This window comes from Pseudomonas sp. GL-R-26 (assembly GCF_019947365.1).
Classification (GTDB): Bacteria; Pseudomonadota; Gammaproteobacteria; order Pseudomonadales; family Pseudomonadaceae; genus Aquipseudomonas.
On record NZ_JAGYGI010000024.1, the window covers coordinates 19,744 to 34,398 of the forward strand.

Annotated in this window: 13 protein-coding genes; 7 read left to right on the forward strand and 6 right to left on the reverse strand. The window is 60.8% G+C overall.

The window, feature by feature from the left end; genetic code table 11:
* Positions 1-270 precede the first annotated feature (270 nt).
* The 6 genes from KGA96_RS22160 to KGA96_RS22185 all read left to right on the forward strand — a co-directional run bounded on the left by KGA96_RS22160 (position 271) and on the right by KGA96_RS22185 (position 8,273).
* Positions 271-1,794, forward strand: coding sequence for a fumarate hydratase (locus tag KGA96_RS22160; RefSeq protein ID WP_223514976.1), 1,524 nt, complete (start codon positions 271-273; stop codon positions 1,792-1,794).
* A gap of 144 nt (positions 1,795-1,938) precedes the next feature.
* Entirely contained in the window at positions 1,939-3,705 is a 1,767-nt protein-coding gene (locus KGA96_RS22165; RefSeq protein WP_046042170.1) for an ATP-binding protein, read from the forward strand.
* The gene (locus KGA96_RS22170) at positions 3,699-5,033 is read left to right on the forward strand and encodes a sigma-54-dependent transcriptional regulator (protein WP_046042169.1); all 1,335 of its coding nucleotides are present in this window, start codon (positions 3,699-3,701) and stop codon (positions 5,031-5,033) included. Before KGA96_RS22165 ends, KGA96_RS22170 begins: the two co-directional genes overlap by 7 nt.
* 296 nt (positions 5,034-5,329) lie before the next feature.
* On the forward strand, positions 5,330-6,649 hold the full coding sequence (locus KGA96_RS22175; RefSeq protein ID WP_046042168.1) for an MFS transporter: 1,320 nt from the start codon (positions 5,330-5,332) through the stop codon (positions 6,647-6,649).
* Between the two features lie 510 nt (positions 6,650-7,159).
* Entirely contained in the window at positions 7,160-7,393 is a 234-nt protein-coding gene (locus tag KGA96_RS22180) for a hypothetical protein (protein ID WP_046042167.1), read from the forward strand.
* A 256-nt stretch (positions 7,394-7,649) separates the two neighbouring features.
* Positions 7,650-8,273, forward strand: a complete 624-nt coding sequence (locus KGA96_RS22185; RefSeq protein ID WP_046042166.1) for a flavin reductase family protein — start codon at positions 7,650-7,652, stop codon at positions 8,271-8,273.
* Between the two features lie 3 nt (positions 8,274-8,276).
* Here the strand turns inward: KGA96_RS22185 and KGA96_RS22190 are convergent, their stop codons facing one another.
* Together KGA96_RS22190 and KGA96_RS22195 are read right to left on the reverse strand one after the other, a co-directional pair.
* On the reverse strand, positions 8,277-8,507 hold the full coding sequence (locus KGA96_RS22190) for a hypothetical protein (RefSeq protein ID WP_046042165.1): 231 nt from the start codon (positions 8,505-8,507) through the stop codon (positions 8,277-8,279).
* Between the two features lie 41 nt (positions 8,508-8,548).
* Positions 8,549-8,902 (reverse strand): antibiotic biosynthesis monooxygenase family protein, encoded by a 354-nt coding sequence (locus tag KGA96_RS22195; RefSeq protein WP_046042164.1) that lies wholly within the window; start codon positions 8,900-8,902, stop codon positions 8,549-8,551.
* A 339-nt stretch (positions 8,903-9,241) separates the two neighbouring features.
* Between KGA96_RS22195 and KGA96_RS22200 the strand changes: the two genes are divergently transcribed.
* Positions 9,242-10,171, forward strand: a complete 930-nt coding sequence (locus tag KGA96_RS22200; protein ID WP_046042163.1) for an AraC family transcriptional regulator — start codon at positions 9,242-9,244, stop codon at positions 10,169-10,171.
* 153 nt (positions 10,172-10,324) lie between these two features.
* Here KGA96_RS22200 and KGA96_RS22205 read toward each other — a convergent pair whose 3' ends face one another.
* The 4 genes from KGA96_RS22205 to KGA96_RS22220 all read right to left on the reverse strand — a co-directional run bounded on the left by KGA96_RS22205 (position 10,325) and on the right by KGA96_RS22220 (position 14,601).
* On the reverse strand, positions 10,325-11,380 hold the full coding sequence (locus KGA96_RS22205) for an ABC transporter ATP-binding protein (RefSeq protein ID WP_150757246.1): 1,056 nt from the start codon (positions 11,378-11,380) through the stop codon (positions 10,325-10,327).
* Between the two features lie 158 nt (positions 11,381-11,538).
* Positions 11,539-12,387 (reverse strand): ABC transporter permease, encoded by an 849-nt coding sequence (locus KGA96_RS22210; protein ID WP_223464884.1) that lies wholly within the window; start codon positions 12,385-12,387, stop codon positions 11,539-11,541.
* The gene (locus KGA96_RS22215; RefSeq protein ID WP_046042160.1) at positions 12,384-13,292 is read right to left on the reverse strand and encodes an ABC transporter permease; all 909 of its coding nucleotides are present in this window, start codon (positions 13,290-13,292) and stop codon (positions 12,384-12,386) included. The genes KGA96_RS22210 and KGA96_RS22215 overlap by 4 nt, the downstream gene beginning before the upstream one ends.
* Positions 13,293-13,497: 205 nt before the next feature.
* Positions 13,498-14,601, reverse strand: a complete 1,104-nt coding sequence (locus KGA96_RS22220; protein WP_007986100.1) for an ABC transporter substrate-binding protein — start codon at positions 14,599-14,601, stop codon at positions 13,498-13,500.
* Positions 14,602-14,655 lie beyond the last annotated feature (54 nt).

Here is a 14,655-nt window from a genome sequence, read left to right on the forward strand (position 1 = left end):
GCTTCAAACTTGCCGCTTGTAGCTGCTTCTATGCGACCAACGATTGACTGCCGGCGCGTGTGCCTGTGCGCGAGGCGCGGTATACTGCCGCGCCTTTTTAGCGTCGCGCCAGCTTGCCCGGCGTGCCTTATGACCTTGAGGTCAGCTACAAGCCTCAAGCTCCAAGCGACAAGTTCAGAGCAGTCCGAGTGCTGCTTCAGCTTGTCGCTTGCCGCTTATGGCTTGAAGCTGCCCTACAGAATGTTCCCGTCTTTTAGAGGAGCGCGACTCATGACCGTGATCAAGCAAGACGACCTGATTCAGAGCGTTGCCGACGCCCTGCAGTTCATTTCCTACTACCATCCCGTGGATTTCATCCAGGCGATGCACGAGGCCTACCTGCGCGAAGAATCGCCAGCGGCCCGCGACTCGATGGCACAGATCCTGATCAACTCGCGCATGTGCGCCACCGGCCATCGTCCGATCTGCCAGGACACCGGCATCGTGACCGTGTTTGTCCGCGTGGGCATGGACGTGCGTTGGGATGGCGCCACCATCAGCGTGGACGACATGATCAACGAGGGCGTACGTCGCGCCTACAACCTGCCGGAAAACGTCCTGCGTGCTTCGATCCTCGCCGACCCGGCGGGCGCTCGCAAGAACACCAAGGACAACACCCCGGCAGTCATCCACTACTCCATCGTTCCGGGTAACACCGTGGAAGTGGACGTGGCGGCCAAGGGCGGCGGATCCGAGAACAAGTCGAAGATGGCCATGCTCAACCCGTCCGACTCAATCGTCGACTGGGTGCTGAAGACCGTCCCGGAAATGGGCGCCGGCTGGTGCCCACCAGGCATGCTCGGCATTGGCATCGGCGGCACCGCCGAGAAAGCCGCAGTGATGGCCAAGGAAGTGTTGATGGAATCCATCGACATTCACGAGCTCAAAGCCCGTGGCCCACAGAATCGCATTGAAGAAATGCGCCTGGAACTGTTCGAGAAGGTCAACCAACTGGGCATCGGCGCCCAGGGTCTCGGTGGCCTGACCACCGTGCTCGACGTGAAGATCATGGACTACCCGACCCACGCAGCCTCGCTGCCGGTGTGCATGATCCCAAACTGCGCTGCCACCCGTCACACGCACTTTGTGCTCGACGGTTCCGGCCCGGTTGCCCAGGAAGCGCCACCTTTGGACGCCTACCCGGAAATCGTCTGGGAAGCCGGCCCGTCGGCCCGTCGCGTCAACCTCGACACCCTGACCCCGGAAGAAGTGCAGAGCTGGAAGCCGGGCGAAACCGTCCTGCTCAACGGCAAGATGCTCACCGGTCGCGACGCTGCGCACAAGCGCATGGTCGAGATGCTGAACAAGGGTGAAACCCTGCCGGTGGACCTCAAGGGTCGCTTCATCTACTACGTCGGCCCGGTTGATCCGGTGCGCGAAGAAGTGGTTGGCCCCGCAGGCCCTACCACCGCGACGCGGATGGACAAGTTCACCCGTCAGATCCTCGAGCAGACTGGCCTGCTGGGCATGATCGGCAAATCCGAGCGCGGCCCTACCGCGATCGAAGCGATCAAGGACCACAAAGCCGTTTATCTGATGGCTGTCGGCGGCGCGGCTTACCTGGTGGCGCAAGCGATCAAGAAATCCCGCGTGGTAGCTTTCGCCGAACTGGGCATGGAAGCGATCTACGAGTTCGACGTAAAAGACATGCCTGTGACCGTTGCGGTCGACAGCAAGGGCGAGTCGGTACACATCACAGGTCCTGCCATCTGGCAGAAAAAGATCAGTGAAAGCCTGGCGGTAGAAGTGCAATAAACGGCACTCAGCTCCGCTGAAAAAACCGGTTTGTCGGCAACGACAGACCGGTTTTTTTTCGGCCGGATAACTGTACTCCAGCGAGAGCAGACCGCCCTTCGCATGCTATGGTGCCTTCCCCCATTTTGGCCTGTTGTTCACTGCATGTTGACGACCTCCCGACCCCTGCGCCTGGCGCTCTACACCTTATTGATCATTGCCGGTGCCGCCATCGCCGCCACCCTGGCCATGCGCCACACCGTGCGCCAGTCAATGGTCGAAGACGCGGCGCGCGCCAATCAACAACTGGCGCTGTATGCCACGTCCCTGCATACCCTGATCGAACGTTACCGCGCCCTGCCCGCCGTGCTGGCGCTGGACCCGGAGCTGCGCTCGGCGCTCAAGGGGGTGGTGAGTCCCGAGCAGCAGGATGCGCTGAACCGCAAACTGGAAAAGATCAACGGCGCCGCTCAATCCTCGACCCTTGAACTGCTCGATCGTACCGGTCTGGCCGTAGCGGCGAGCAACTGGCGTTTGCCCAGCAGTTATGTCGGCCACAACTACGGTTTCCGTCCCTATTTCAACCAGACCCGCACCCAGGGCACCGGGCGCTTTTACGCCGTGGGGGTGACCAGCGGAATTCCCGGCTACTTCCTCTCCAGCGCGGTCAGCGATGACGACAGCCAGTTCCTCGGCGCCATGGTGGTGAAACTGGAGTTCCCCGAACTGGAGCGCGAGTGGCGCCAGGGCAGCGACACCCTGTTGGTCAGCGACGCGCGCGGGATCATATTCATCGCCAACCAGCCGGGCTGGCGCTATCGCCTGCTCAAGCCGCTGAGCGACAGTGATCATGCCGAACTCAAGGCCACCCGCCAGTACGACAAGCAGCCGCTGACGCCGCTTGAGTTTCAATCGTTGCGACGCTTCGACGACAACAGTGACCTGGCTCGGGTCGACGGCCCCGACGGCAAGGCGGATTACCTGTGGGAATCCCTGCCACTGAATAGCGAGGGCTGGACCCTGCACCTGCTGCGGCGCCCGCAAGTCGCCTTCGAAGACAGCCGAAACGCCGCCCTCGCCGCAGCCGGGCTATGGCTGACCCTGGTGTTCCTGCTGCTGTTTCTCAACCAGCGCTGGCGCCTGGCCAAACTGCGTCAGCGCAGTCGCGAAGAACTTGAGCAGCTTGTAGAAGAGCGTACCCGCGACCTGCGCACCGCCCAGGAGGGCCTGGTGCAATCGGCCAAACTCGCCGCGCTTGGCCAAATGTCGGCGGCGCTGGCTCACGAGATCAATCAACCGCTAACCGCCCAGCGCATGCAGCTGGCGACCTTGCGCCTGCTGCTCGACCACGGCCGGGTCGACGACGCCTACAAAGCGCTCAAACCAGTGGATGAAATGCTCACGCGTATGGCCGCCCTCACCGGCCATCTGAAAACCTTCGCCCGCAAAAGCCCCAGCGGTTTGCGCGAACGCCTGGACCTTGCGGCGGTGGTGGACCAGTCGCTGCAACTGCTCGACACCCGGCTGCGCGATGAACAGGTCAGTACCGTGCTGCACCTGACCCGCCCGGCCTGGGTGCGTGGCGATGCGATCCGCCTGGAACAGGTACTGATCAATCTGCTGCGCAATGCCCTCGATGCGATGCAGGATAAACCCTGCAAACGCCTGGAAATTCGCCTCGAAGCCGACGAACAATTGTGGCGCCTGAGCGTGATCGACAACGGTGGCGGCATCGCCGAAGAGAACCTGTCCAAGGTCTTCGATCCGTTCTTCACCACCAAACCGGTGGGCGACGGCCTGGGGATCGGTTTGGCCGTATCCTTTGCCATCGTTCACGAATCCGGCGGGCGCCTGAGTGCCGACAATCATGACAAAGGCGCCGTGTTCACCGTGACCTTGCCCATCGACCTGGAGGTGCATGAACCATGCTGAACTCAGTGATCGTGGTCGACGACGAAAGCAGCATCCGCAGTGCCGTCGAGCAATGGTTGAGCCTGTCGGGTTTCGAGGTGCAGTTGTTCAGCCGCGCCGACGAGTGCCTGGCGCAGTTGCCCAGGCATTTTGCCGGGGTGATTCTCAGCGACGTGCGCATGCCCGGCATGACCGGCCTGGAACTGCTGGCCGAGGTGCAACGCCGGGATGCCGATTTGCCGGTGATCCTGCTGACCGGTCACGGCGATGTGCCGATGGCCGTCGAGGCCATGCGCGACGGCGCCTACGATTTCCTCGAAAAACCCTTCAGCCCGGAAACCCTGCTCGGCAGCCTGCGCCGCGCCCTCGACAAACGCCGGCTGGTGCTGGAAAACCGCGCGTTGCACGAGCAGGCGGACAACCGCGCCAAGCTGGACGCCACGCTGCTCGGCGTGTCCCGGGGTTTGCAGACCCTGCGTCGACAGGTTTTGGACCTGGCAGCACTGCCGGTCAACGTGCTGATTCGCGGCGAAACCGGTAGCGGCAAGGAACTGGTCGCGCGTTGCCTGCACGACTTCGGGCCGCGGGCCGACAAGCCCTTTGTCGCACTCAACTGCGCCGCCATCCCCGAGCAATTGTTCGAGGCCGAGTTGTTCGGTCACGAGAGCGGCGCGTTCACTGGGGCGTCCGGCAAGCGCATCGGCAAACTCGAGTACGCCGACGGCGGCACGCTGTTTCTCGATGAAATCGAAAGCATGCCGTTGGCCCAGCAAGTGAAATTGCTGCGGGTATTGCAGGAGCAAAAGCTTGAACGGCTGGGCTCGAACCAGAGCATCCGCGTGGATTTGCGCATCATTGCCGCGACCAAGCCGGACCTGCTCGACGAAGCGCGGGCCGGACGTTTTCGTGAAGACCTGGCTTATCGTTTGAACGTCGCTGAACTACGCCTGCCACCCTTGCGCGAACGCCGCGAAGACATACCCTTGCTGTTCGAATCCTTTGCCCAAAACGCCGCCGAACGCCTGGGACGCAAATTTCCACCGTTGAGCGGCGCGCAGTTGAGTCACCTGTTGAGCCACGACTGGCCGGGCAACGTGCGCGAACTGGCGAACGTCGCCGAGCGTCAGGTATTGGGGCTCGGTGAGCCGGAGCCCTTGGGCATCGAGCCCGGCCAGTCACTGGCGGCTCAGCAGGAAGCGTTCGAGGCGCAATGCCTGCGTGCGGCACTGACCCGGCACAAGGGCGATGTGAAAGCGGTGCTCGAAGAACTGCAACTGCCGCGCCGGACCTTCAATGAAAAGATGCAGCGGCATGGGTTGAGCCGAGAGATGTTCCTGCAAGAAAACTGAGTTTCGCAGTGCCCGTTCTGGCCCCATCGCGAGCAAGCTCGCTCCCACAGGGGATCTGTGTGCGCCGAACATTGTGTGAGCGAGATTGCTCGCGATGGGGCCGGCAAAGGCAATGCACCCACTCCCGATAAGCAATTTTCCGCTCACCACCCGCCGCATATGAGCGGATTTCCGCGCACTGAAACACCCTCCCCCCTCTAAACCGGCCCTCTCCCCGTTGGCACAGCTCCTGCTATAGCCCTGGCAGGCTGCGTTTAATCGCGCTCCACAAAAACAATTAAATGAAGGATCCTTCAATGGATAACTCCAACGCCCTGCCCCTTGGGTCGGCTGCCACGCCGGCTAAAGAAAGAACCACCGCCAGTCGCATCAAATCGATTTTCAGCGGTTCTGTCGGCAACATGGTCGAGTGGTACGACTGGTACGTCTACGCCGCCTTCTCCCTGTACTTCGCCAAGACCTTCTTCCCCAAAGGCGACACCACCGCCCAACTGCTCAACACCGCCGCGATCTTCGCCGTGGGCTTCCTGATGCGTCCGATCGGTGGCTGGCTGATGGGTCTGTATGCCGACAAAGTCGGGCGCAAAAAAGCCCTTATGGCCTCGGTGTACCTGATGTGCTTCGGCTCGCTGCTGATCGCGCTGAGCCCAAGCTATGAAGTCATCGGCATCGGCGCGCCGATCCTGCTGGTGTTCGCGCGCTTGCTGCAAGGCCTGTCGGTGGGTGGCGAATACGGCACCTCCGCCACTTACCTCAGCGAGATGGCAACCAAGGAGCGTCGCGGTTTCTACTCCAGCTTCCAGTACGTGACCCTGATCTCCGGCCAGCTCATCGCTTTGGCGGTGCTGATTGTCCTGCAGAACTTCCTGACCACCGAGGAGCTCTACGCCTGGGGCTGGCGCATCCCGTTCGCCATCGGCGCGCTGTGTGCCGTGGTTGCGTTGTACCTGCGTCGCGGTATGGAAGAGACCGAGTCCTTCACCAAGAAAGAAAAAGCCAAGGAAAGCGCGATGCGCACCTTGATGCGTCACCCCAAGGAACTGATGACCGTGGTCGGCCTGACCATGGGCGGTACCCTGGCGTTCTACACCTACACCACCTACATGCAGAAATACCTGGTGAACACCGTCGGCATGAGCATCTCCGACTCCACCACCATTTCCGCTGCCACGCTGTTCCTGTTCATGTGCCTGCAACCGATCATCGGCGGGCTGTCGGACAAGATCGGTCGCCGGCCGATCCTGATTGCCTTCGGCATCCTCGGGACACTGTTCACCGTGCCGATCCTCACCACCCTGCACACCATCCAGACCTGGTGGGGCGCGTTCTTCCTGATCATGGCGGCGCTGATCATCGTCAGCGGCTACACCTCGATCAATGCGGTGGTAAAAGCCGAACTGTTCCCGACCGAAATCCGCGCCCTGGGCGTGGGCCTGCCGTATGCACTGACCGTCTCGATCTTCGGCGGCACCGCTGAATACATCGCGTTGTGGTTCAAGAGCATCGGCATGGAAACGGGTTACTACTGGTACGTGACCGCGTGTATTGCCGTGTCGTTGCTGGTGTACGTCACCATGAAAGACACCCGCAAGCATTCGCGGATTGTCACTGACTGATAGATAGATCGAAGCTGGCTGTACCGGCCTCTTCGCGAGCAAGCCCGCTCCCACATTCGACCGCGTTCCTTCTGGAACAACCCGGTTAAATGTGGGAGCGGGCTTGCTCGCGAATGGAGCCGACTCGACATCAAGTCAGTTCGGCAACCTCTCGTTTGCCATGCTTGTTCTGCGCGATCAAAGCTCCCTCGCAATCACCACCACAGCCAAATCCAGATTCGGCCCGCTCCCGGAGCGGTGCTGCCGTAGTAAAAATGGGCAAGGGTTTCATGAAAAATCTGTCACCCAGGTAAAAGAGCCGATTAATCACGTGTTAATGCTTGCCGCCCAACCTTTAACGGCCTGATCGATTCATTGCGATGCGCTCACTCAGTCCTTGAAAGCGAAAAAGCCTGACGGCCTTAACATCCAATTAATCGATAAGTAGCAGGATTTAATTGCGAAATTTAATCGATATATCTGGCGTCTTGGCTTTTTTCACAAAACGCCAACGAGACGGGAGTCACCACCATGAAAACCAAACTGATCCTTGCCCTGGCCCTTTCCGTACTGGCCGCCAACACGTTCGCCGCCGATGGCTACGACAAAACCGGCTCGGCCTCCTTCGAATCCGGTGCCAGCGCCGCCATCGAACGCAGCCACTCGGGAACCTATGCCTCGGACGGCTTCGATAAAACCGGCACCGCGGGCGCTGTCGCTGCCGACGGTTTCGACAAAACCGGTAGCGCTGAAGCTATCGGCTGATCGTGGAGGGAAACTCACAGCCCGGCTTCGGCCGGGCTTAGTCGTTTCTGGGGTAAAGCAAATTTCAGGGTTGGCCGAAGAACCTGTGGGAGCGAGCTTGCTCGCGATGACTGACATTCAGTCGACATCTATGCTGAATGTCAGTCCGCAATCACGAGCAAGCTCGCTCCCACAGGGCTCTATATCAGACTGGAAATCAGCGTCTGGCCCTAGCACTATGTCCGCTCTTCAAATGTTGCCCTCTGGAACATTTCCCATGCCCGACGACATCCACTTCTACGAACCCGCCAACGGCCACGGCCTGCCCCACGATCCGTTCAACGCCATCGTCGGCCCGCGCCCCATTGGCTGGATTTCTTCACAGGATGCCGAGGGCCGCTTGAACCTGGCGCCCTACAGCTTCTTCAACGCCTTCAACTACATCCCGCCGATCGTTGGTTTTTCCAGCGTCGGACGCAAAGACAGCCTGAACAACATCGAACAAACCGGCGAGTTCGCCTGGAACCTGGCCACGCGGCCGCTGGCCGAGGAGATGAACCAGAGCAGCGCCATGGTCAAGCCTGAGGTCAACGAGTTCGAACTGGCCGGGCTGACGACCGCTGCCTCGAAAATCATTCAGGTGCCGCGGGTGGCCGAGAGCCCGGTGTCCTTCGAATGCAAGGTCACGCAGATCATCCAGCTGCAACGGGCGGACGGCAATGTGGTGCCGAGCTGGCTGATCCTCGGCGAAGTGGTCGCCGTGCATATCGCCAAATGGCTGTTGAAGGATGGGGTATACGACACCGCCGCGGCAGAACCGATTCTGCGCGGCGGCGGGCCAGCGGATTATTTCCAGCTGGGGCCTGAGGCGTTATTCAAGATGTACCGCCCGGGGCGGTGAGAATCACCAGAGCAGGTCGGTGTTTTCCTTGACGTCCTTGAGACGGGCCAGCTCCTTGGCGGCCGCATCATCGGCCTCGTGAGCGGTCTTGAAGGTCTGGCCTTCCAGCACTTTGTGAAAACGCGGAGCGCCGGAACCACCCAGCGCTTTGACGGCGATAGCGGCGTGGTAACCACCCTCGCCCGGTACTACAGCAGAAACAGCTTCGAAGTGATCAAAGGCTTTACGTGCCATGTCGCGAGTCCTGGCTGGTTGAGAATGCCGTCATTAAACCCTCAACCGGCCAGTTTGTGTACCGCGACTGCGGACTGCCCCAGGGCCTGCGCCGCCGAGACATCCTTGAAGGTGTGGAAATCCAGACTGTTGACCACCAGCTCCTGCACCAGCTCGGCAAAAATCTCCATCGCCGGCGTGCTGAAGTACGCGGTCATGGCCTGTTGATTGCTCCAGAAACCGGACACCAGCCACAGTTCCGGGTCGCACTGCGAATGCTGCAAGGCAAAGCTCAGGCAGCCTGGCGCTGCGCGGGATGGTTCGATCAGGGCGCTGAGGCGCACACCGAGTTCCGTCGAACGCCCGGCGCGCGCTCGAACGAAGGCCATATGACTGACGGGGATTTGCGTGGACATGTTCAACCCTCCCGGGGAGTCGCGTGGCAGCCGGGGGACGGGCTGCGACAGGATCAAAGGTTAAGGGCCGCGACGCCTGTCTCGTTAGTCGATTCCTGCCGGCGCGTTGCACAATCCTGCGAAACTGCATCGCCAGCCTGTAACAAGCTGTAAAACCCTGTCACGGTTCTGCCACACGAGTTTCAAGCAAGTTCTTGCGGCACAAGGCTCTAGTGGCTACACCGCCGGTCGACCCCGAGCAGAATCAGGCAAGCATCTGACAGGATGTGTCTACCGCTGCCACTTGCACAAACTTATGCTCTGCTCCATTCCTTCCATGCCTTGCCGAGGATGCCTCGCATGTCGTCGCTCGATCACTTTCAAGCCCCGCTGGACACCGACATGGAAAAGCAGCGTGCGGAACTGGCGGCGATCATTCGCCGCAACACCGCCGAAGATGGCAGTTATGCCACGGCCATCGGCTCGCTATTCATGTCACGCCACAGCCAGTCCCACGAGTTCGCCCCGGTGCTCGCGCAACCGGCGCTGTGCATCATGGCCCAGGGGCGCAAGGAAGTTCAGTTGGCCAACGAGTACTTCAACTACGACCCGTTGAACTACCTGGTGGTCTCGGTCTCGATGCCGCTCAGTGGACGGGTGGTGGATGTCTCGCCTGAGGAACCGATCCTGGCCTTGCGCCTGGACATCGACCCGGCGGAAATCACCGCACTGATCGCCGACGCCGGGCCTCTCGGCGTGCCTTCCCGGCCGACCGGGCGCGGGCTGTATGTCGAAAAACTCGACACCGCCATGCTTGATGCGGTGCTGCGTCTGGCACGGTTGCTGGACACGCCAAAAGACATCGCCATGCTCGCGCCGCTGATTCGCCGGGAGATCCTCTATCGCCTGTTGCGCAGCAAACAGGGGCATCGGCTGTACGAAATCGCCATCGCCAACAGTCAAAGCCATCGCATCAGCCAGGCGATCAAATGGCTCAACAGCAATTTTGAACAGCCGTTGCGCATTGATGATTTGGCCAAGGAAGTGAACCTGAGCGTGTCGACGCTGCATCACCGCTTCAAGGCGATGACGGCGATGAGTCCGTTGCAGTATCAGAAGCAGTTGCGCCTGCAGGAAGCACGGCGGTTGATGCTGGCCGAAGGGCTGGAAGCTTCGGCGGCGGGGTATCGGGTCGGGTATGAAAGTCCGTCGCAGTTCAGCCGGGAGTACAGCCGGTTGTTCGGGGCTCCGCCGTTGCGGGATCTGGCGCGGTTGCGCTTGTCGGTCTGATCCGGCTTTTTTGCAGCCAGTACCGGCCTCATCGCGAGCAGGCTCGCTCCCACATTGGATCTCCTGCGAACACAATACTTGTGAACACTTCAGATCAACTGTAGGAGCGAGCCTGCTCGCGATGAGGCCAGTGAGGCCAACATCAAATCCGGATCAGGCCCCAAGTACCCGGCAGGCCTCCACCGGCAAGGTCACCGACACCGGGTGACCAACACTCAGGCCAAAGCCCTGGCAAGGCGTGCTCAGCGCGGTAAACGACACCCCGGAACACTCCACCGTGGTCTCGATGGTCGCGCCGATATCGCGCACGAAGGTCACTTTGCCCAGTAGACGGTTGCCCGCTGTCGCCTGCGGAGCCGACAGTTGCAGGTCTTCCGGGCGAATCAGCATCTTCACCTTTTCACCGGCCACAATGCTGCTGCAGATCGGTACTTGCAGCGCATCGCCGCCCGGCAAGCTGACCTTGCCGTTACCCAGCACCGTGGCCGGGAAGATGTTGCCCGAGCCGATGAAATCCGCGACGAACTCGTTGGCCGGGTGCCGGTAGATCTCGATCGGCGTGCCCACCTGCTGCACCTTGTGCTCACCCAATACGACCACGATATCGGCCATGGTCATGGCCTCGCGCTGGTCGTGGGTCACCATGATGGTGGTGATGTTCAGGCGTTGTTGCAGTTGACGGATTTCCACCTGCATCGACTCGCGCAGCTTGGCGTCCAGCGCCGACAACGGTTCATCGAGCAGAAGGATTTTCGGGTGCGAGGCAATCGCCCGGGCAATCGCCACGCGCTGGCGTTGGCCGCCGGACAGCTTGGCCACCGGACGATTGATCATCGCTTGCAGCTGGATCAGTTCCAGCAACTCCACCACCCGCGCCTGCTGGTCAGCCTTGCTGACCCCGCGCAGTTTCAGCGGATAGGCGATGTTCTCGCCCACAGTCATGTGCGGAAACAACGCCAGGGACTGGAACACCATGCCGAAGTTGCGCAGGTGCGCCGGGGTGTTGCCGATGTCTTCGCCGTCCAGGCGGATCTCGCCGCCGGTCAGGGTTTCAAGGCCGGCGATCATGCGCAGCAAAGTGGTTTTGCCGCAGCCCGAAGGGCCGAGGAAACACACCAGTTTGCCCTCGGGCAAATGCAGGTTCACATCCGTTACCGCGCAGGCCGAGCCGTAATGTTTCTCGACGTTTTCCAGAATCAGACCAGACATGTGAATCACCTCAAGAATAATGGTTCTGGCTGGAGGTTGCCGAGCGAAGATCAGGCAAGGCAAAAGTCTGCGAAGAAGCGGAGTTGACTTTAGTCAATGAGCATTCTGAGCTGACTTTTAACGCAGCATGATCGAGCGCAGGCACCTCCAGGCAGAAGCTAGAACGAAACGCCACCTTCACCGACTAGCTTCTCCAGCGCCCAGATCAGGACGAAGTCGATCAGCACGATCAGCACGGCAAACGAAAATACGGTTGGGTCGAGCGAAGACACGGTGCGGCTGTACATCCAGATCGGCACGGTCATGACGTCGATGGTGTAGAGGAAATAGGTCACGGTGAATTCGTTGAACGAGACGATGAACGCCAGCAGCATGCCCGCCAAGATCCCCGACTTCATCAACGGCACTACCACATCGACAATCGCCCGCAGCGGTGAAGCACCGAGCATTTGCGCGGCCTCTTCGACTTCGCTGCCGATGGAGAGCATAGCCGCCGTGCAGTTCTTCACCACGAACGGCAACGCGAGGATCACGTGGGCAATCACCAGGCGCGAGGTGGTCATCTGGAACGGCAGGCTGTCGAACACCAGCAGCAACGCCAGCCCCAATACCACCATCGGGAACACCAGTGGCAACGACATCAATTGCAGGGCCACGGCCTTGCCACGGAACTCGCAACGGGTCAGGGCATACGCCGCCGGCACCGCGATGATGGTCGCGAAGACCATGGTCAGGCAGGACACCATCAGGCTGGTGGACATGGCTTTGCCCAGGCTCAGCACATCGCTGGCGTCCGGCGACACGAAGGTGTGCCAGGCGGCCTTGTACCATTGCAGGCTGTAGCTGCTCGGCGGGAAGTCGAGGTTCGACGCGCCGCTGAACGACATGACGATCATGGTCAGGATCGGCAGTACCGCCAGCAGCAGGATGAAGCCCGAAAGGATGCCGGCAAACTTGCCGGTATCACCCGGCAACAGCGACTGGCGCTTCTTGATCAGGGTACTCATTGCGAAGCCTCCAGCATGCGGCGACGACGGCCAGTGATGTATTCGGACAAGGTCATGATCGCGAGGGTGGTGACGATCAGCACCACACCGGCAGCGGATGCGGCGGGCCAGTTCATCAGCGGGGCGATCTGGTCATGCACCATCACCGCCAGCATCGGCACGCGCCGGCCACCGAGCAGCAAGGGCACCACGAAACTGCTGGCGTTGTAGGCGAACACCAGGGTCGCACCGGTAATGATCCCCGGCAGACTCATCGGCAATACCACCTGGCGGAACACCTGGAAGCGACTGGCGCCGAGGGTGGCGGCAGCTTCTTCGTAGCTGCGGGCGACACCGCGCATGGCGCTGGCAATCGGCAACACGGCCAGCGGGAAGGCGGTTTGCACCAGGCCCATCAACACACCGTTCTGGTTGTACAACAGCATGATCGGGCGCTTGATCAGGCCCAGGCCCATCAGGGTCTGGTTGAGCATGCCACCGGGGCCGAGGATCACCAGCCAGCCGTAGCTTTGCAGCAGCAGGTTGACCAGCAATGGCAGCAACACCGCCGCCAGGAAGATCCGCCGCACGAACGGCGAGGTCAGGCGCGACATGGTGTAGGCCACCGGGATCGCCAGGATCACTGCGATCACCGCGCTGATCAGCGCCAGGCGCAGGGTCAGCATCAGCGACTTGAGGTAATAGGGTTCCAGCAACTGGGCGTAACTGGCCAGGCTGAACCCGGACCATTCCGCGCCTTTGGTGCCCACGCTCATGCGCAGTACCAGGAGGCTCGCGGCAATCAGTACGCCAAGAAACAGCATCGACGGCGAGAGGAAAAGCCAGGCGCGCGTCGTTGGCGAAACACCCCGAGCGGCGCGCACGGGGGCGGCACTCACCGGATGAGTCAGAGGTTGGTGTTCCATAGCAAAGGGTCTCGTCAATGGAAAGCAGCAAGACTGAGATTGAGCAAGAACCTGTGGCGAGGGAGCTTGCTCCCGCTGGGTCGCGAAGCGGCCCCAATCACTCACCGCGTTGATCCAGATGGATCGCAGTGCCTGGTTTTGCGGCTGCTGCGCAGCCGAGCGGGAGCAAGCTCCCTCGCCACAAAAGATCTTTGAACCTCAGAAATCAGGAAGAAAAGATTTCCGTGTAACGACGAATCCATTGGTCATGCACAGTCGCCAGGAAGGCGTTGTCGTGCATGATCGCCTTCTCGGCAATCTGCTCCGGCGTGAGGATGTACGGGCTCTTGCGTGCTTCGGCGGAGATGATCGCCTTGGCGTTGACCGGGCCGTTATAGATGTCTTCAGCCATCTTGCCCTGCACCAGCGGGTCCAGAGAGTGGTTGATGAAGGCGTAGGCCATGTCGGTATCGCCCGGACGGTTCTTCGGCATTACCGAGAGCATCAGGTCGGTGTAGAAACCTTCCTTCATGCCGAACGTGGCGCCCAGGCCGTAGTTCGGGTCGCGGATCTGTTTCGGGAAGAAGGCCGGTGCGTACAGGCCCCCCATGTCCAGGGAACCGGTGCGGAACAGTTCGGCGATCTGGTTGGGGTTTTCGCCCAGGGTCACCACACGATCTTTCAGCTCGGCGAGTTTCTTGAAGCCAGGCTCGATGTTGTGTTCGTCACCACCGGCCAGTTTGGCGGCGATGATGATCAGGTCCATGGCCTCGGTCCAGTTCGGCGGCGGCAGGAAGATGTTCGGGGCCAGTTCTGGATCCCACAGGGCCGCGTAGCTGTCCGGCGCTTGTTTCTGGGTGCGGGTGCTATAGACCAGGCTGTTGCACCACAGCAGGTAACCGATACCGTGACCATTGGCCCCGGTGCGGTATTTCTCCGGTACATCGACGAGGTTGGGAATGCGGTTGAGGTCGGGTTTTTCCAGCAGGTTGGCGGCGGCCAGACCTTCGGCGCCGACACCTGCCAGGGTGATGATGTCGTACTGCGGACGATCACCGCCGGCCTTGAGCTTGGCGACCATTTCCGAGGTACTGCCGGTGCGGTCGGCGATGACCTTGCAGCCGTACTTGTCTTCGAAGGTCGCGGCGATGTTGCGCAGAGCAGCCAGGCCGGTGTCATCGGACCAGGTCAGCAAACGCAGGGTCTTGCCGGCAAAACGTGTGTCGCTGGCATTGGCTTTGATGAACGGCATGCTCATGGCTGCCGCTGCAACCGAGGCTACGCCCACGGTCTTGATAAATTGACGTCTGTTCAGATCATGCTCGCCCATTACGGACTCCCTTTGTTTTTGTAGGTATGAGGCAGGTCGAAACTGTTGCATCCG